The organism is Sulfitobacter sp. 1A12157 (assembly GCF_043557345.1).
Taxonomy (GTDB): domain Bacteria; phylum Pseudomonadota; class Alphaproteobacteria; order Rhodobacterales; family Rhodobacteraceae; genus Sulfitobacter.
In genome coordinates this window covers 70,282-86,372 of the sequence record NZ_JBIFFV010000002.1, presented here as the reverse complement: position 1 = coordinate 86,372, position 16,091 = coordinate 70,282, and the positions used below count along the sequence as shown (strand labels likewise).

At 56.8% G+C, this 16,091-nt stretch carries 24 protein-coding genes and 2 pseudogenes; 8 read left to right on the top strand and 18 right to left on the bottom strand.

Features of this window, described 5'->3' with window-relative positions; translation table 11 throughout:
- Positions 1 to 32: 32 nt before the first annotated feature.
- Together ACGYLC_RS04360 and ACGYLC_RS04355 are read left to right on the top strand one after the other, a co-directional pair.
- Positions 33 to 320, top strand: a complete 288-nt coding sequence (locus tag ACGYLC_RS04360; RefSeq protein ID WP_317390561.1) for a helix-turn-helix transcriptional regulator — start codon at positions 33 to 35, stop codon at positions 318 to 320.
- Between the two features lie 114 nt (positions 321 to 434).
- Positions 435 to 823: pseudogene (locus tag ACGYLC_RS04355) on the top strand (transposase); the annotation flags it as partial.
- 23 nt (positions 824 to 846) lie between these two features.
- Here the strand turns inward: ACGYLC_RS04355 and ACGYLC_RS04350 are convergent.
- The 18 genes and pseudogenes from ACGYLC_RS04350 to ACGYLC_RS04265 form a co-directional block, all read right to left on the bottom strand.
- Positions 847 to 972 (bottom strand): annotated as a pseudogene (locus tag ACGYLC_RS04350) (NAD-dependent epimerase/dehydratase family protein); the annotation flags it as partial.
- A 218-nt stretch (positions 973 to 1,190) separates the two neighbouring features.
- Positions 1,191 to 1,919, bottom strand: a complete 729-nt coding sequence (locus ACGYLC_RS04345; RefSeq protein WP_093743410.1) for a cytochrome c biogenesis CcdA family protein — start codon at positions 1,917 to 1,919, stop codon at positions 1,191 to 1,193.
- Entirely contained in the window at positions 1,912 to 2,403 is a 492-nt protein-coding gene (locus tag ACGYLC_RS04340; RefSeq protein WP_093743409.1) for a hypothetical protein, read from the bottom strand. Before ACGYLC_RS04340 ends, ACGYLC_RS04345 begins: the two co-directional genes overlap by 8 nt.
- Positions 2,391 to 3,029 carry a hypothetical protein gene (locus ACGYLC_RS04335; protein WP_093743408.1) on the bottom strand — a complete coding sequence of 213 codons (639 nt, stop codon included), beginning with the start codon at positions 3,027 to 3,029 and terminating at the stop codon, positions 2,391 to 2,393. Before ACGYLC_RS04335 ends, ACGYLC_RS04340 begins: the two co-directional genes overlap by 13 nt.
- Entirely contained in the window at positions 3,026 to 3,673 is a 648-nt protein-coding gene (locus ACGYLC_RS04330) for an SCO family protein (RefSeq protein ID WP_093743407.1), read from the bottom strand. The genes ACGYLC_RS04335 and ACGYLC_RS04330 overlap by 4 nt, the downstream gene beginning before the upstream one ends.
- Positions 3,674 to 3,727: 54 nt before the next feature.
- Complete coding sequence (locus tag ACGYLC_RS04325; RefSeq protein ID WP_093743406.1) at positions 3,728 to 4,027, bottom strand: hypothetical protein; 300 nt, start codon at positions 4,025 to 4,027, stop codon at positions 3,728 to 3,730.
- A 299-nt stretch (positions 4,028 to 4,326) separates the two neighbouring features.
- Positions 4,327 to 4,842: a TlpA disulfide reductase family protein gene (locus ACGYLC_RS04320; RefSeq protein WP_093743405.1), complete on the bottom strand. Its 516-nt coding sequence runs from the start codon at positions 4,840 to 4,842 to the stop codon at positions 4,327 to 4,329.
- On the bottom strand, positions 4,839 to 5,417 hold the full coding sequence (locus ACGYLC_RS04315; protein ID WP_093743404.1) for a DsbE family thiol:disulfide interchange protein: 579 nt from the start codon (positions 5,415 to 5,417) through the stop codon (positions 4,839 to 4,841). Before ACGYLC_RS04315 ends, ACGYLC_RS04320 begins: the two co-directional genes overlap by 4 nt.
- Complete coding sequence (locus ACGYLC_RS04310) at positions 5,414 to 5,890, bottom strand: cytochrome c (RefSeq protein WP_093743403.1); 477 nt, start codon at positions 5,888 to 5,890, stop codon at positions 5,414 to 5,416. The genes ACGYLC_RS04315 and ACGYLC_RS04310 overlap by 4 nt, the downstream gene beginning before the upstream one ends.
- Positions 5,887 to 6,024, bottom strand: coding sequence for a hypothetical protein (locus ACGYLC_RS04305; protein WP_162931771.1), 138 nt, complete (start codon positions 6,022 to 6,024; stop codon positions 5,887 to 5,889). The genes ACGYLC_RS04310 and ACGYLC_RS04305 overlap by 4 nt, the downstream gene beginning before the upstream one ends.
- 16 nt (positions 6,025 to 6,040) lie before the next feature.
- Positions 6,041 to 6,535 carry a DUF411 domain-containing protein gene (locus ACGYLC_RS04300; RefSeq protein WP_093743402.1) on the bottom strand — a complete coding sequence of 165 codons (495 nt, stop codon included), beginning with the start codon at positions 6,533 to 6,535 and terminating at the stop codon, positions 6,041 to 6,043.
- Positions 6,532 to 7,479, bottom strand: a complete 948-nt coding sequence (locus tag ACGYLC_RS04295) for an exo-alpha-sialidase (protein WP_244153696.1) — start codon at positions 7,477 to 7,479, stop codon at positions 6,532 to 6,534. The genes ACGYLC_RS04300 and ACGYLC_RS04295 overlap by 4 nt, the downstream gene beginning before the upstream one ends.
- 98 nt (positions 7,480 to 7,577) lie before the next feature.
- Positions 7,578 to 8,006, bottom strand: coding sequence for a hypothetical protein (locus ACGYLC_RS04290; RefSeq protein ID WP_208597578.1), 429 nt, complete (start codon positions 8,004 to 8,006; stop codon positions 7,578 to 7,580).
- A gap of 54 nt (positions 8,007 to 8,060) precedes the next feature.
- The gene (locus ACGYLC_RS04285; RefSeq protein WP_093743401.1) at positions 8,061 to 9,008 is read right to left on the bottom strand and encodes a cation diffusion facilitator family transporter; all 948 of its coding nucleotides are present in this window, start codon (positions 9,006 to 9,008) and stop codon (positions 8,061 to 8,063) included.
- 119 nt (positions 9,009 to 9,127) lie between these two features.
- Positions 9,128 to 9,562, bottom strand: a complete 435-nt coding sequence (locus ACGYLC_RS04280) for a CBS domain-containing protein (protein ID WP_093743400.1) — start codon at positions 9,560 to 9,562, stop codon at positions 9,128 to 9,130.
- A 96-nt stretch (positions 9,563 to 9,658) separates the two neighbouring features.
- A complete protein-coding gene (locus tag ACGYLC_RS04275) occupies positions 9,659 to 10,126 on the bottom strand; it encodes a DUF411 domain-containing protein (RefSeq protein WP_093743399.1) in 468 nt (155 codons plus the stop codon).
- Positions 10,127 to 10,280: 154 nt separating this feature from the next.
- The gene (locus ACGYLC_RS04270) at positions 10,281 to 10,880 is read right to left on the bottom strand and encodes a cation transporter (RefSeq protein ID WP_093743398.1); all 600 of its coding nucleotides are present in this window, start codon (positions 10,878 to 10,880) and stop codon (positions 10,281 to 10,283) included.
- Positions 10,881 to 11,317: 437 nt separating this feature from the next.
- Positions 11,318 to 11,746, bottom strand: coding sequence for a helix-turn-helix domain-containing protein (locus tag ACGYLC_RS04265; protein ID WP_067263750.1), 429 nt, complete (start codon positions 11,744 to 11,746; stop codon positions 11,318 to 11,320).
- A gap of 214 nt (positions 11,747 to 11,960) precedes the next feature.
- On the opposite strand from ACGYLC_RS04265, the gene ACGYLC_RS04260 reads away from it, so the two are divergent.
- Genes ACGYLC_RS04260 through ACGYLC_RS04235 form a run of 6 tightly spaced genes read left to right on the top strand, consistent with a single transcriptional unit; the run spans position 11,961 to position 16,088 of the window.
- Positions 11,961 to 12,527: an SCO family protein gene (locus ACGYLC_RS04260; RefSeq protein ID WP_260012833.1), complete on the top strand. Its 567-nt coding sequence runs from the start codon at positions 11,961 to 11,963 to the stop codon at positions 12,525 to 12,527.
- 5 nt (positions 12,528 to 12,532) lie between these two features.
- Entirely contained in the window at positions 12,533 to 12,949 is a 417-nt protein-coding gene (locus ACGYLC_RS04255) for a disulfide bond formation protein B (protein ID WP_260010368.1), read from the top strand.
- 2 nt (positions 12,950 to 12,951) lie between these two features.
- On the top strand, positions 12,952 to 13,611 hold the full coding sequence (locus tag ACGYLC_RS04250) for a thioredoxin domain-containing protein (protein WP_067263745.1): 660 nt from the start codon (positions 12,952 to 12,954) through the stop codon (positions 13,609 to 13,611).
- A gap of 28 nt (positions 13,612 to 13,639) precedes the next feature.
- Positions 13,640 to 14,107: a copper chaperone PCu(A)C gene (locus ACGYLC_RS04245; protein ID WP_260010370.1), complete on the top strand. Its 468-nt coding sequence runs from the start codon at positions 13,640 to 13,642 to the stop codon at positions 14,105 to 14,107.
- Positions 14,107 to 14,724 (top strand): SCO family protein, encoded by a 618-nt coding sequence (locus tag ACGYLC_RS04240; RefSeq protein ID WP_120351836.1) that lies wholly within the window; start codon positions 14,107 to 14,109, stop codon positions 14,722 to 14,724. Before ACGYLC_RS04245 ends, ACGYLC_RS04240 begins: the two co-directional genes overlap by 1 nt.
- Positions 14,721 to 16,088: a M23 family metallopeptidase gene (locus ACGYLC_RS04235; RefSeq protein WP_269347077.1), complete on the top strand. Its 1,368-nt coding sequence runs from the start codon at positions 14,721 to 14,723 to the stop codon at positions 16,086 to 16,088. The genes ACGYLC_RS04240 and ACGYLC_RS04235 overlap by 4 nt, the downstream gene beginning before the upstream one ends.
- Positions 16,089 to 16,091 lie beyond the last annotated feature (3 nt).

The following is a 16,091-nucleotide window of genomic DNA, read 5'->3' as shown; positions in this document are numbered from 1 at the left end:
CCTATTTTGGGAGTGCCTGACTAACCAACGTATTGCACCCTGTCGAGCACGATTGGAGCAAAACATTGGCAGGCGCCGCGCACACGGAGACATACTTGGTTTTCCGCAAAAAATTGATCGAAAGCCGGAAGGCTGCAGCACTTTCACAAGCTGAGCTTGCGAAAATGCTAGGAAAGCCTCCTTCTTACGTAGCCAAGTATGAGTTGGGAGAACGTCGTTTAGATGTGGTCGAGTTGTGCGTCATACTGAAATGTATTGGGACCAATCCTTGTCGGTTTCTCCAATCTATTTTTGAAGTCGCACCAACGTCTTTACGCTAGCGTAACGCTTCGATCGTTAAGCGTCCGCTGCCTGACGCCAGCACCCCGGGGGACAGATTTTAGAATTTGAACGACGGAGTGTTTTTGGTTCATCGTAGCTTTTAAGGAGCGAAGATGAACAAGAAGCCCGGAACATCGAAAGACGCAGCAAACAAGCTGGTCAAGAACTTCCGCCGTAAGACCGCCAGACCTACTCGGCGGAGGAGATAATCAGAATTGTTTTAGCCGGATTGCGCGGGGAGGAAAGCATCTCGGCGTTATGTCGCCGCAAGGGCATCTCTGACAGCCTGTACTGCACTTGGTCGAAGGAATTCCTTGAGACTGGAAATCGTCGTCTTTCCGGCGAGACAGCGCGTCAGGCGACATCCCTGAGGTGAAGGAGTTGAGATCGGAAGCCATGGCTCTGAAAGAATGCGCGGCCGACCTAACACTCGAGAACCGTCTGCTCAAAAAAGCATGACAGGGGCTGGGCAGTTCGAGGAATGAGGTATCCAGCAAAGCAGATACATTCGGCCTGATGCGGGGGATGAGGCGGTGAATGGCGGTCCAGTCCAACGACACGGTATTTTTCGTGCAATCGTTTGACGACCGCCGCCCCGAGGTAGCCGCTTGAACCGGTGACGACGATGACTGGCTTGTCGGACTCCTTCATTGCCAGTCTCCTGCTTTACTTGCGTAGATATTTAACCAGAGCTGCGATCACCAAAATGAGGATCACGATGATCAAAAGCCAGCCGATCCCCATCCCAAACATCATCCCGCCGCCCATCATATCACCGTCCATCATCTCTTTTCCCTATCTATTGCTGGTCGAAACTAACCCTATAAGAGGACAATCACTTTCCAGCCCTGGAAGGTTCCAAATAAAGTTCAGCCGATCCGCCCCAGCATCGGGAAGGTTTCCAAGAGCCACCATGAGAAAGCACTGAGCTGTCCGGTCATCATAGTGAGCCCCATAACGACCATAATCCCCCCCGCCACCTGATGGAGCCGTCGCCCGACAGAGCCGATGGCACGCAGACGGGCCGCAACCTGCTCCGTAAAAGCCGCAACGATGAGGAATGGCACGCCAAGGCCGGCTGAGTAGACAGCCAACAATCCGATCCCTTCTGATACTGTGGCGCTGGCAGCACTTGCTGTCAGGATCGCACCCAGGATCGGTCCGATACATGGGGTCCAACCAAAGCCGAAAGCAAGCCCCAGAACGTAGGATGCCACCGGCTGCCCGCCGGGAAGGTCAATGTCGAAACGCATGTCACGTTCCATGGCCTGAATGCGGGCGGCCCCGAGCATGAACAGCCCAAAAAGGATTACGATTGCGCCGCCAATCAGGTTTAACTCGAACCGCCAACGCAGCAGCACTTGCCCCAGAGCCGTTGCCGAAGCCCCGAGTCCTATGAAAATCGTCGAAAACCCCACTACGAAGCAGAAGCTTAACCAAACCGCTTGTTTGCGGCTGCGATGCGCCCCAGTAACCCCAGTTCGTCCCGCGATATAGGAGACATAGCCGGGCACCAAAGGTAAGACGCAAGGTGACACAAAGGAGATTATCCCGGCGAGCAAAGCCGCTATGAGCCCGAGAGAGGAGACATCAAGCATCAGGCACGTCTACCTTGCGGGAGGAATGCCTAACCGCGCCGAAGTAGGCCGCGAGAGGAACGAAGATCCATTGCAACATGGGGGTTAGCCCGGCGTCGATGATCGGAATGACCGGCATGATCTCGCGGTAGGCCCATGCTTCGCGCACTTCGATATTTAGCCATTCGCTGAAAACCGTGTAGCCAAGCCCCATCACCATCATTGCGCCTAAAACAGGATATACCCGCCTTTGCGGCCAAGAGCCGGTGCCAAAGAAGAACAGGGCAAGCAATATGCTGCTCATGGCGATCAGTAGATCGCCTCCGGTGCAATGCACGGCAGCAAAGATAATCTCACCCCACGTTCCCTCAACCCAGATGGTATAAAGTGGAATATGTGCGGCCTCCCAAATAAGATGCCCCAGGAAGGTGATTACGGCAAAACGCCGAAGTGCGGAAAGCCAATGGGGTCCCGTGATCGTGCTGTAAGATTTCATAAGAACCATCCAGTCATTCGCTGCCAGAAGCTGGGTTCAGCATGAGGATGGGTGTTGGTCAGCACATTGATATAGAGCAAGAGGTTAAGCGGCTCAAAATCAGCGCCGTGAAAAATGCCGACCTGCTGGCCTGCGCGGTTCAGCAGATGGACCTGAGGGGTTAGGTCTTTCCGTTCGCTTACCCCAGCGAGAGCAGCGTTTGGATGACTAAGTTTTTCAGGGTCTGGCGTCCGCGCGAATATCCTGTTCTGCGTAGCGGGACCGCTTTGCGGCTCGTCGCTAAGGGTAACAAAGACCACCATATCGCGCATCGCGCTGGAGTTGAGCGCAGTGAGCGTTTCGGTGAGCGTAGCTTGTTGTGCCTCACAAGGATCGCCACAACCTTCGGGCACAAAGCTCAGAACCACGATCTTTCCCCTCAAAGCATTGAGGGATGTGCTTTCATGCGCCGCCCCTATCCAAGCGAGGTCTGGTGCGTCGCCGGGCAAGATCGGTTCGAAGGCGGCTTCCTTGGCAGCCATCACCTGATTAAGGTTCTCACCCGGATGATCGGCAAAAACCGGTGAGGCCAAAAGTAGGCTGGCAACAAGTAAGAGGGCGCTGCGCCATGTGATGGGGGTGTATTTTTGGGTCATTGGGTCCGTTTCTCTTTCGCGATACGCATGGAGATTTGTTCGGCCATCTCCTCAGCTGGTTGCGCGCTTTCAAGAAAAACAGCGTCAAACTCACCCTTGCGGTTCATCAGGTAAATATGGCCGGCGTGGGCCATCATGTATCCGTGGGGCGCCGTTTCTGCGGGAATTTTCTCGTTGTAAACCTTGAAGGCCTCGGTCGCCTCGGCGATTTGGTCCTCGCTTCCGGTCAACCCGATCAGATTCGGGTGAAAATTCGCGACATACTCCTTCAGAACCGAAGGCGTATCGCGCTCTGGATCGACCGTCACGAAGAGCGGAGCAATCTCATCAGCTTCAGGGCCCAGCAGTTCCAGCACGTTACCCATATATGCCAAGGTGGTTGGACAGATATCTGGGCAGTGGGTGAAGCCAAAAAACACAAGCTGCCAGCGGCCTGCGTAGTCCTTTTGGCTAACGACCTGACCGTTGTGGTCGAGCAACGAGAATTCTGAACGGATGTCAGCGTCGCCGCGATAGACCGCTTGGCCGGCAGGAACGTGGTCCGGGCGCAGCAGGGCAAGGCCCGCAACAAGCACGGCGGCAGCGATAGCACTCGCCCACAGGGCAATGCTTAGCCGACGACGGGCCGGCGTAATCTTAGTCATGATACTTCTTTCAATAGAATGATCCGCCCGCCAGTCAGACGGGCGGACCGAGGTTCAGCCCTTTTGATCTTCGCCATGCGCAGAATTCATGTGGTCGGTCATGGACTGCATCATCTCTGTGCAGGCTTCCATCATCGGCCCCATATCAGACATCATTTTCATCATGGGCATCATGTCTTCCATACCCTTCATGCCTTCCATGTTTTTCATGCCGGACATCTCGCCGTTCATGCTGTGACCTTCGGCCATCGGCATATCGCCCGCTTCTGGTTTTGCATCTTGTGCCTGAGCGATGGGAGCGGCCAACATCATGCCGGTCAGGGCAGCAGCGGTGATTTTCATTTTGTAAGTCATGTCAGTTCCTTCTTGGGTTGAGAATTAGTCTGTCGTGGTGTCCGGCTTGGTTGTCGGATCGTTTTTGGCGCAGCCGGCAGAGCCGCCGCGCATGCAAAGCCCCAGAGCGCACATAGCGGCACAAGGAGCGAGGCTAAGGATCAAAGGTGCCGCACCAACAGCAGTCAGCCAGTCCCAGTTGAGCGCAGCGCCGCCACTGATAGCGGCAAAGCCAGTCAGCATGAGGGTCTGTCGCCGCGAAGGCACGGGGATTGCACTTGCTGACCTATCGTTGTTTGAAATTTGGGTCACTGTTGGGTTCATCCTTTTGAAACGACGTGCTTGATTTGAGAGATTACCGCCGGGCTGTCCCAATCGGCCGGTCCCACTTTGCGGGCGACTTCGCGGCCTTCGGCGCTAACAAGAAGTGTCGTCGGTAAGCCGACCACGCCAAGAGCCATCATCGCCCTCAATTGATCCGAGGCGTAGAGAGCAAGATGCTGAATGCCGATGTCGGAATAGAATGCGCGGACGGTGTCGAAACCACCCCGGTCGATCGACAAGGCGAGCACATGAAACTCTGGCCCGCCAAGCTTTGCCTGTAGTCTGTCGAGGGTTGGCATCTCATCACGACAAGGGGCGCACCATGTCGCCCAGATGTTAAGCAACACCGTGCGTCCCCGGAAATCTGCCAAAGTCAGGTCCCGGCCCCTCCCGTCGGTGATCGGCGGCGAGAGCATTGGTAAGGGCGCGTTGTGCTCGGCCATGACCGGACGCGCCGCAGCCGGCGTGGCCCCGAGCGCCAGTGCGCCGCCAAGAAAACCGCGCCGCTTCATGCCCCCTGCTCCTGTTGCAAACGCCGCACCACTGGAAGAATATCGTTTTCCAGAGAGTGCCGGTTGAAGGGGCCAACATGTTTGTAAGCAATGCGCCCTTTTGAATCGATCACAAAGGTTTCCGGCACTCCGTAAACGCCCCAGTCAATAGAGGCCCGGCCAGAGCTATCCGCACCGATCCGGTCATAGGGATCGCCGAGTTCTGCGAGAAACCTGCGTGCAGCGGCTGGCTTGTCCTTTAGATTGATGCCGTGGATTGACACGCTGCCGGTCTGAGAAAGCTCCACCAGCAGCGGCATCTCGACCCGGCATGGCACGCACCAGGAGGCCCAGACATTTACGAGTGAAACTTCGCCGCGGAGATCTGATGTCGACAAGCCGTTTTCGCGTCCTTCGATTGGAGGCAAATCAAACTCTGGGATGTCCCGGCCGATCATGGTGCTCGGAAGGCTGTCTTCATTGTTAAACAGTCCCCATAGGAAAGCCGCCGCGATGGCCGCGAAGACCGCCGCAGGAAGCGCGGCGATCAGAAGGGACCATCGCCACTTGGGCGCAGCTTGATCCTGGTTGCTCATGATCCTTCCTCGTTCTTCGAGGTGATCTCGGCCTGATAATTGCGTTCACGCTCGGGCCATGTGCTCTTGATATAGCCAAGGATCGCTGTGATTTCCGCGTCACTCAGAATGCCCTCGAACACGGGCATGTCGCTTTCATAACCCGGCACGACCGAGGCCAGCCCGTTCTTGGTAATGTCGAAAAGCTGCTGATCGGCATGGTGCCATGTATGGCCCGTTTCATCATGCGGCGGCGCGGGCATGCGACCATTGTCGAGCCGCCTGCGCCAGTCCGGTTGGCCCTCGAGGTCTGCGCCGTGGCAGGAGGCACAGTTCTCCGCATAGAGGTCAGCGCCCTGATCGAGCATTTCCGCATCCACAGGCACGCCAAGCACGGTGAGCGCCGGGGGGGCGTCTTCCTTCCCCCCGGCCCAGACAGCAACCGCAGCGGCGCCCGTGATGCCAACCACAGCGGCTACGATCAACGCTCTCATGCCGAGCGCCTCAGGTATTTGACCAGAGCCAACACGCCCAGAACCAGCACCGCCAGCACCAAAAGGAACAACAGGCCGCAGCCGATCATCATTCCGGCCGACATCGGCCCATTCATCATAGATCCGTTCATCATTTCCATCATTCCATCCTCACTCATTTGAATACACGGCCACGCCGTCCTCGCCGAAGGCATAGGTCTTGAGGGTGCCACTCTTGCCCGCCATGCCGGGTGCGTTGCTGGGCATACCCGGCAGCGTAATGCCGGTGATCTCGGGGCGTTCAGACGTTAGGCGTTGAATGACCTCCACAGGGACCAGACCACTGATGTAATAGCCATCGACCTCAGCGAGGTGGCAACCGAGCCCCTGTTCTGGCACGCCAACTTCGACAGAACGCTTGTCAAAATCGCGGTCGTCAATGCGGGTGACATGATAACCGTTTTCTTCTGCATAATCGGCATAGGCGTCACAGCAGCCACAGGACGGATCGCGCCAAATGGTCATCTGGCGGTCAGCCGGAACGGTGATCGCAGCGGTATCCGTGTCAGGCGCTCTGTCGCTTTCGGCCATGCCGAAGGTGGCAAAACCAATGATGCCGGCGGCTGTGATTGCGGCAACCGTGCCGAGGGTGAATTTACTGTTCAATTTTTGTCTCCTTCAAAGATGTCGAGAGTGTCGAACGTCAGGCCGCCATCGCGGCTGACAGAAAGATTGCCGTCGCGAACGACGGTCAGACGCTGAGGATCGGCAGGATCGACAGCCAGTGCGTCGATTTTTCCATCAGCAACCAGCGACCAATTCACCCCTGCGTCTGCCGAAGTCCAAAGGCCACTGTCGAGGCCCACGTAGAGTTGCTCCGGTGCTTTGGGCGAGAGCGCGAGATGTGGGACAGGCTGCCCTACAGGCAGCGGTGTCGTGGGCGGCAGCGCTTTACCCTCGACCAGAGCATCCATGGCATTACCCGCCGTCACATCCTGCCAGCGACAAAAGCAATCGGGCACGCGGGTTAGTCCTGCCTCAGTTCCGGCATATAGCCAGATGCCGCCCATGCCAGTCGGATTTCCCACAGAAACGAGCGTGAGCACCTCCTGCTCGGCTCCGTTCAGATAGGGCCGGTCCATCACGAACTCCCAGCTTTCCCCGGCGTCTTCGCTGCGCCAGAGCCCGTCACCCGCAAGCGCAGCATAGGCCAAACCTGGCTCAAGGGCCGCTTGGGTCAGAGCAGTAACCCGGACTGGAGGCAAACCTGCACCTGCGTTGGTCCACGTGCGCCCGCCGTCGCGGCTGCGCAAGAGACCGGTTGGCTCGACCGCCGCAAAGAGACTGCCCGAAGCCTCGGGGTGGCTGGCGATCGCGGTGACTGTGTGATCAAGTGGCCGTTCGCTTATTTGATTTGCGGTGGAGACGCGCCAGAGAGCATGCTCAGACGCGACGATCAATGAGTTGCCGTCGTATCCGAGGGCCCGGATCGAAGCCCCCTGAGTGGTTGCATATGACACATGAGGTAGGGTCAGCGCCGCACCCATGGCAGCGAGTCCGCTGGACAGCATGCGTCTACGCGAAATATCGCGCGATTGATAAAGTGACATGAAGGTCGTTCCCGAAAGTGACGGATAAGGTCGATCGCTTTGCTGCCGCTTGGCAGCAGACAACGCGAGACCGGGCCTTCACCCTTCGGTGCGGCCGGTCAACTCAGGAAGGTGGTTCTTGGTGGGAAAGGATCAGACCCGGGATTAAGCCCGGCAAGGCTGAGATCCGCTGGCGCAGGCATGAAGAAGCGCTGAACGCTCTCTATGGATGACTGATGCATCTGCGAATAAACAAATACGGGAGCTGTGCAATCTATGTCGCAGACAACCTCGCTTTGCTCCCCTGGCAAACAAGCTGCGCAGGCTTCGCCCTGATCACTTGTCGAGGATACGGTCATGCCGGACATCTCTATCGACATATTCGCCGCCGCCAGATCATGCGCCAACGCACCCGTTAGGAGAACGAGTGATAGGCAGAACGTGGCAAGGCGAAGCAAAATGCGCATGATGGTGATATAGGAGCACGTTGTTGAAATGTCGATCCTTGGTCGAAAAAGGAAAGCGGAAGAATGGCGGAATGCGCTCATATGGGCGGGACGTTGCTCAAGGCGGCGCGCAGCCTTCGCGAGTTCGGCTGCCGCTCAATCTGTGCCGGTTCCTTCGCCTTTACTCTTTCGCCGATCCGCATGACCGAACAGTGATGCATTCTCATGCGCATTGCCGAGGGTTTCAAACTCAAGGCTTGAATGGGTGATGCCAAAGTCGTCTGCCAATATTCCTTTGAGGGTATCTTTTGCAGACTCAAGGTCCTCGAGACCTGTTCCCTCCAAAACCACATGACAATCGAGTGCGACCTCATGTTCCTGCATTTGCCATAGGTGAACGTGATGCACATCGCGCACACCCTCGACGTTCGTCATCGCTTCAACCACCGCACCCGCATCCATGTCAGGCGGGCTGCCCAGCATCAGCATACGTATAGGATCGCCGATCTCAGTTAGAGCGAGGTATAGGATATAAAGGGCAATGCCGATGGTGATGGCCGGATCAACCCACCGAAGATCGTAAAGGATGATCAGGATGCCGCCGATGATTACGGCAACTGAAGCCAAAGCATCCGATAAATTGTGCAGGAACAGCGCTCTGATGTTCACGCTGCCCTTTTGCATTGAGTAGGTCAGCAGCGCCGTAAGAGTGTCGACTACAAGCGCGACCCCGCCCAAAATCACGACAGTCCAACCCGCCACTTGCGGCGGGTCAATCATGCGCATCCCGCCTTCATAGATCAGGTAAAGCCCGACAAGGATAAGCGTGGTGTAGTTGATCAGGGCGGCAACGACTTCGATCCGGCCATAGCCGAAGGTCATGCGTTCATCCGCTGGACGTCGCGCGATTTTTCGGGCGACAAAGGCGATGACCAATGAGGCCATGTCAGAAAAGTTATGCAGCGCATCAGCAATAAGCGCCAACGAACCGGCGAAAATCCCGCCAACGATCTGTGCCGCCGTAAGCAGCGCGTTCGCCCAAATCGCAATGGATACCCTGCGGTCACCACTCTCGGGATCTATATGAGCGTGATCGTGAGCCATCGGCCGCGCCTCTTTCTGTTAGTTCGATCAGAACGCGGTCCTACACCGCGTTCTGATCATTTCCATTGGCAAAAAACTGAAAGCCCTTATCCGGATGAACCGTTGGGCTCATTACGTTGTCAGCAGCAGCCCGATTTCTTCTTGGGTTGCGAAACTTCTTCCACCAACTCTGCGGTCTCCGCTTCACCGGCCTCCCGGGCGACATCCGCTTGGGCGACGACGCCACAGCATTTACCGCTTTCGTCGGTGACCACGCTACGCAGAACCTGTTTTTCTTCCATCTTGTTGCAACAGCTCTCAACGTCGTCGTCAGCAGAGACTGTCAGAAGGTCGTTCGACATGACTTCTGAAACCGGTGTTTCAACCGTCTTGCGCTGCGCAACGGCACCACAGCAGATATCGCGGTCCGTCACGATGCCAACGGGCTCACCGGCGTCATTGAGCACCGGAATGGAGCCGACAGACTTTTCAGCCATAAGGGCAGCGGCTTCCTGAATCGAAGTATCGGGGTCGCAGCAGGTGGGATTGCTCGTCATGATGTCCTGAACTTGCATGATCTTGCTCCTTGCTTTGGTTGACACAGTGCAAACCAAAAGATGGACACTGAGGTTCCTGTCACCATACTTTGCAGCAAGTTTCAGCGCAGTGCCCTATGCAGCGTCGTAATGCGAAAACACTTTTGTGCTGCCGTCCCTAAAGATTAGAAAGACCTCATAGGCTTCGCGTTCATCTTCTGACCCCATACCTGGTGAGCCATAGGGCATCCCCGGCACGGCAAGGCCGATGGCATCTGGACGCTCGGCCAGCAGTTTGCGGATGTCGGCGGGCGGAACGTGACCTTCGATCATATAGCCTTCAATCTCGCCGGTGTGACACGAGGTCATGTTCTGCGGGATGCCGCTGTCCAACTTGTGCCGGATCAACAGCGTCCCAAAGCTGCGTTCAGTTGTTACGGCAAAACCGTTTTTTTCCAAGATGTCGATCCAAGCCGAACAGCACCCGCAATTGGGATCTTTCATCACGTGGATGGTAGGCTTTTCTTCAGCCCAAACTGCGAATGGCGCAGCGACGAATGAGCTCGCGGAACAGGCCAGAAGGCGGCGGCGTGTGAGGGTCATGTGAAATCCTTCCAAGGTTTTTCCTAAATCGGACAGGATAAGAGCGAATTACAGTCGTTCGCTTGATCAGATAGACAGCGTAGAAAGGCCAGAAGAAAAACAATCACAGCGCGCTAAACTGTCATTACCCCTCCGGTCAAGCCCACGTCCCTACCTAATCGTCATGGCAAACAGCCTTATGATGTTCACCATGTGCGTCTTTCAGTATTCCGACACCGCCCCAAGCAGCAATGCCAGCAACAATAACGCCAACAATAAGGTCGGGCCAATTCGCTCCAAGCCAAGCCACGAGTAAGCCTGCGGCAACAATGCCGAGATTGGCGGCGAAATCGTTCCAGCTGAATGTGTTCGCCGCGCGGATGTTCACATCTGGATCGCGAATACGTGCCAACAGCCAAACGCAGAGCGCGTTAATGCCCGCCGCGACCAGTGCCATGATGATCATGATTATGCCAAGAGGATCCGATCCGCCAACGTAGCGACGCCAAGCATCATAAAGGATGCCGACGGCGAAAAGGATCAGCAGGCCGCCCGAAACATTCGCCGCTCCACGCTTCCACTTCGCGGATCGGGACAAGGCAAAGAGACTGATCCCGTAGACAAAACTATCTGATAAATTGTCGAGACCATTGGCGATAAGGGCGGTTGAATCGCCAAATGCGCCCGAGATAAAGAAGGCGATAGCCAACCCGATGTTCAGCCCCAGAACGATCCAGAGTGTGCGTCTTTCCGATGCATTCTTCTGCTCTACCATGCGCTATTCTTAATCCCAGAACTTGCAGAATTGCAAACTCAAACGACGAGCTATTATTCCGGAGTTCTTTCGTCTTTCTGGAATGAATCAAAGTAAGTTGAACCAGATTTCGCTTGAGCCGAACGGGCCCATTTCTTAGTATTCATGCGGTGCGGCTGTTGCCCCTAGCAAACAAATAACGGTCCCGAGCAGTTCCCGGCTGTCAGGCCTACTTTTGCCCACCACATCCACACAACCGAGGCCGCTATATGGACGCCACCATAAGCTGTAAATGTGTGTCCCGCGGCGACAGCTTCCACCTGCGCCTAGAGCCATCCGAACAAGGCTAGGACAGCAGCAGTGCCAGGCGAAACCCAAAGTGCCAACAGGCCTAGATAGCGAAACACCCTGCGATTTCGGCAAGCGCCGCGATCGGATAGACAAACGCAACGGGCATCTTAGCCGCCGATCTCTTCATGGTTTGTCAGGCATTCGGAGTGGTCTCTCAACACCTCTAACACACGGCAGTCAGCGGTCTGCCCGCCACTGCACTCATGCACCATACGTTTCAATTCCGTGCGCAGCGCCTCCAGGCGAGCCAGTCGATGCTCAACTTGCTTAAGCTGCCGGCGGGCAATCGCATCGGCCTCCGCGCAAGATTTTCCCGGGTGATCGCTGAGGTCGAGCAGTTCGCGGATCGCATCCAACGAGAACCCCAGTTGCCGCGCGTGCCGGACGAACGACAAGCGGTCAAGCTCGGCATCACCATATCGTCGCTGGCCGCCTTCAGTTCTGCCGGGTTCTGGCATGAGCCCGATCTGCTCATAATACCGGACTGTCTGCACTTTTGTACCAGTCTTTTTTGCAAGCGTCCCAATGGTCAACATTTCAGGCTCTCCACATTAGCTACAGAGGGTGTAGCTTTAAGTGGCAGACATCACAAGATTCACCACCTCCTCACAGGTCCGTGATTGCCAGCCAATTAGCGACAATCGCGCTTGAACCTACAGCTGCTAGAAGTTGTAGACACCTCCAAAATATAGAATCAAGTTCGGGCGTAGCGGTGTGAGGCTTCCAGGTTTTCAGAAGGTATCGAAGGTGTTGGCGGGCGTGGCGGCGTTCGTTCTCATGTGGCTGTTGCTGTGGTTGGACTACCGTGCCGACCTTGCCCGCACAGAGAGTGAACCACCGTTTTTTGCTGATTTCGAACTGACCGATCATCGCGGGATGGTCCAAACGGAGGAAGATTTCAAAGGTCGCTGGATGTTGGTCTTCTTCGGCTTCACCAATTGCCCCGACGTCTGTCCGACAACACTGTCCGAAGTCGCGGCCGTGATGGAGGGTCTGGGCGATGAGGCGGCAATGGTTCAGCCGATTTTCATAACGATCGATCCTGAGCGAGATACGCCGACGGCTTTAGCAGAGTACGTGCCCGTGTTCGACGCAAGAATCATCGGGCTGACCGGCACGCCGGAGCAGATCGCCGCAACATCCGAGACTTTCCCAATTTTCTTTGAGCGGATCGAGGAGGCTACTGCGCCGCGTGGATACACGATGGGTCACACGTCGCACCTTTTCCTTTTCGACAAACAGGCAGGCTTCGCGGATTCCTGGCCCTATGGCACGCCCGCCGAAGAGATCCTCGCCGATCTGAAAGAGAGGATCTGATCGTCATGCCCCGACTCTCCGGAGAAACAGCCCTTGGCCTAGCGTGGATCATTGCGCTTATCTCATCGCTTGCCGTGCTCTTTATTGGCGAGGTGCTTGGTCAAACGCCTTGCATCCTTTGCTGGTTCCAGCGCGCCTTCATGTTCCCCTTGGCCATCGTTCTTGGGCTCGGGTTGTGGTGGCAGGATTCCCGCGTGGGGCGCTATGGCGTTGCACTGGCGCTTGGGGGGGCGGCGGTGGCGATGTATCACATCGGCCTCTATGTCGGTCTGATCCCCGAGGCGATCCAGCCCTGCACGGCGACTGGCCCCTCTTGTACCGACGACAACCAGTTGGTCTCCGGGATTCCGATTCCGCTGATGGCGCTTGTCGCCTTCACGATTATCGGGGTGCTGTCGGCCCTTTCACTGAAGGAAAAATAAACATGAATCGACGCGGCCTCGTTCTATCCGTTCTGGCTGTTGGTGCCGCAGGTTTTGGCGGCGCGGCTTGGTATGCCACCCGCCCCCAACCCATGGCAGAGGCAGTCCCTGTCGCGCCAGAAGTGAACGATGTGCTGATCCGGTCCTATTCCCCGATCCTTGGCCCCGAAACGGCACCTGTCACGATTGTCGAGTTTTTCGATCCAGCTTGCGAGGCCTGCCGCGCCTTTTATCCCGTGGTCAAGGATATCATGACTGAGCACGGTGGTGCGGTCCGTGTCGTCATTCGATATACTGCCTTTCACGGGAAAGCTTCAGTGGAAGCGATCCGTGTTCTCGAAGCTGCGCGGATGCAGGATGTGTTCGAACCCGTGCTGGAAGCGGTCCTGCGCGAGCAGCCACGATGGGCGTCCCATGGCACTCCAGCACCGGGTTTGATCCTTGAGATTGCCGCAAGCGGTGGTCTGGATGTCGAAGCTGCTCGAACACAGATGCTGGCCCCCGGTGTCGTGGCAGTGCTCAATCAGGACCGCGCTGATGTCGAAGCGGTAGGCGTGCGACAAACGCCCACGTTCTTCGTCAACGCCAAGCCATTAGACCCGTTCGGTGAGGCCGAACTGCGGCGACTGGTCGCTGCAGAAATTGCGGTCAGCCAAAGTTGATGCTCGGATAGATAAAGGAGAATCTGTCATGATAGAGCTACCTTATATCAAGGGCTTGACTCTTTTTTTGCTGCTCTCGGGCATATCGACTCCGACATTTGCCGGTTCGGAGGACGTCATCGTAGTAAACGCGTGGTCCCGTGCTTCGATTGGTATAAACCGACCGGGCGCGGCATATTTCACTATACATAACGCAACTGAAGACACAGTCACGCTGACCGGACTTACAACACCACTTGCCACGATGCCCGAGATCCATGAGACGAAAACCAACGCTGCAGGCGTCAGTTCAATGTCACCTGCAGACGACATCACGATTGGGCCGGGCGAAAGCGTGGCATTGGAGCCGGGCGGGCTGCACGCCATGCTCATGAAGCTGCAAGACCCGATGATCGAAGGCGAGACCTTCCCGCTGACACTGACTTTCTCGGACGGTAGCGAAGTGACTGTTGAGGTCCCAATTCTGGGGATCGCCGCGCGCGGGCCGGAAAGCTGATGCAGCGTCGGCAATTGTTCCAATACGGTGCAGGCGCTCTGGCTATGATGCTTGGTATCGGCTGGTGGCGCGTGGATGGTCCCGGCGCTCCGAAACCTACTGGCCAAAGGCCGCTCCCCCTAACGGCGATGGATTTCCGACTGACCGATCACGAAGGCCATGAAGTGGGCCCAGAAACCCTGATCGGACGGCCGACCATGGTGTTCTTCGGGTTCACCTACTGCCCGGATGTCTGCCCCACGACGTTATCGGATATCTCAGGCTGGCTTGAAGATCTCGGAGACGAAGCCGCGCAGATGAACGTGGTCTTCATCACGGTCGACCCGGCGCGTGACACGGTCGAGGCCATGGCCGAATATGTCGGCTATTTTCATCCGGCCATTCGGGGTTGGACCGGGACGGAAAACCAGATTACCCGCGCTACAGAAGGGTTTCGGGCTTCGTATGAGCGCGTCCCGACCGAGGGAGGTGACTACACGATGAACCATACGGCAAGCATATTTCTTTTTGGCGCCAACGGTGAGTTCGTCACCATGATTGACCACCACGAGCCAAGAGAATTCGCAGTACCGAAGATCCGACGTGCGTTGACAGAAGATGTAGAGATCACAACATGAGAATAAGAGTTGCCTCGGTGGCCCTGGTAGGCGCCTTTTCGATGACTGCCATCGCCACCTTAGGGTGGTGGCCCAAAGAACCGGTGCCCCAATCGATTGCCGAAGCAACGCAATGGGCGCCTGCTGCAGTTTTGGAACCGCGACTTGCTGATAGCGTCATGACGGTTCCCAAAACCACACAAGTCGGCGGAGCGCGCAAAATCCTAAACGTCCCTCTCTTGCAGCCTGACGTCACCGAAACCGCCTTGCCAGCAATTGAACCGCCCTTGGTGACTTGGACGCGTCAAATCGCGTCGGGTGAGACGTTGGATGCAGTTTTAGCGAACGCCGGCGTTGCCGCACCCGCCCGTGCGGAGATCGCTCTGGCACTTGGAGTGGAATATGATCTGCGCCGATTGCGCCCAGGCCATGAGATCACCGTGATCTCAAACGCGGACGGCAATCCGAAGCGCGTAGAACTGGCCATTGATGATGGAGTGCGGATCGAAACGGTTTTTGGTGAAGAACTTCTTACGCGCGTATTGGAACCAGACCCTAAAGTGGTGATTTTCGCAAGCGAGGCGGTGGTTGAAAGTTCGATTTCCGCAGCGTTGGACAAGGCAAAGATACCTGCACGCTTCGCGGTCGATCTGGCACAGATGCTGGGCGGCACAATCGATTTTCGACGTGAACTCTCCGGGGGTGAGAGGATGCGTCTCCTTTGGCGTGAGGCGCGAGAAGGAAACAAAAGGATTGGCCAGCCCGAGCTTGCCTTTGCCGCATTGGACCTTGCTGGATCGGTCTATGAGATCGTCTGGCCGGATGACGGCAGCGGTCAAGCGACGATCTATGTGGATGGAGAGGTCCTGCGTGTCTTTGCCCAACCGGTGGAAGGAGCGCGGCTGAGTTCCGTCTTCGGCCGTCGCACGCACCCGGTCTATGGGAATGTACGCATGCACACCGGCGTCGACTTTGCTGCGGCCCGCGGTACGCCTGTAAAAGCAACGGCGCCTGGACGCGTGAGCTTCATCGGACGTCGTGGTGGATATGGCCGGGTGGTGGAGATATCGCATGGTTCCGACACCCTGACACGATACGCACATCTCAGCGAGGTGCCGGACACACTCGAACAAGGGCAGCGCGTGATGGCCGGAGACATAATCGGTCGCGTCGGTGCGACCGGCACCGCGACCGGCCCAAATCTGCATTATGAGGTTCTGGTCGATGGTCGCCCGACGGATCCTCTCTCAGACGACCGACTGGTAGAGGCGGCCGACCGGGATGCGGTTGGCACGGCTGCACTTGAGCGATTGGCTGAGGCTCGCTCGCTACTGGCCGAGAGGCTCACCAGCGAATTTGTGCAGACAACAACCGAAAGGCTTTAATCC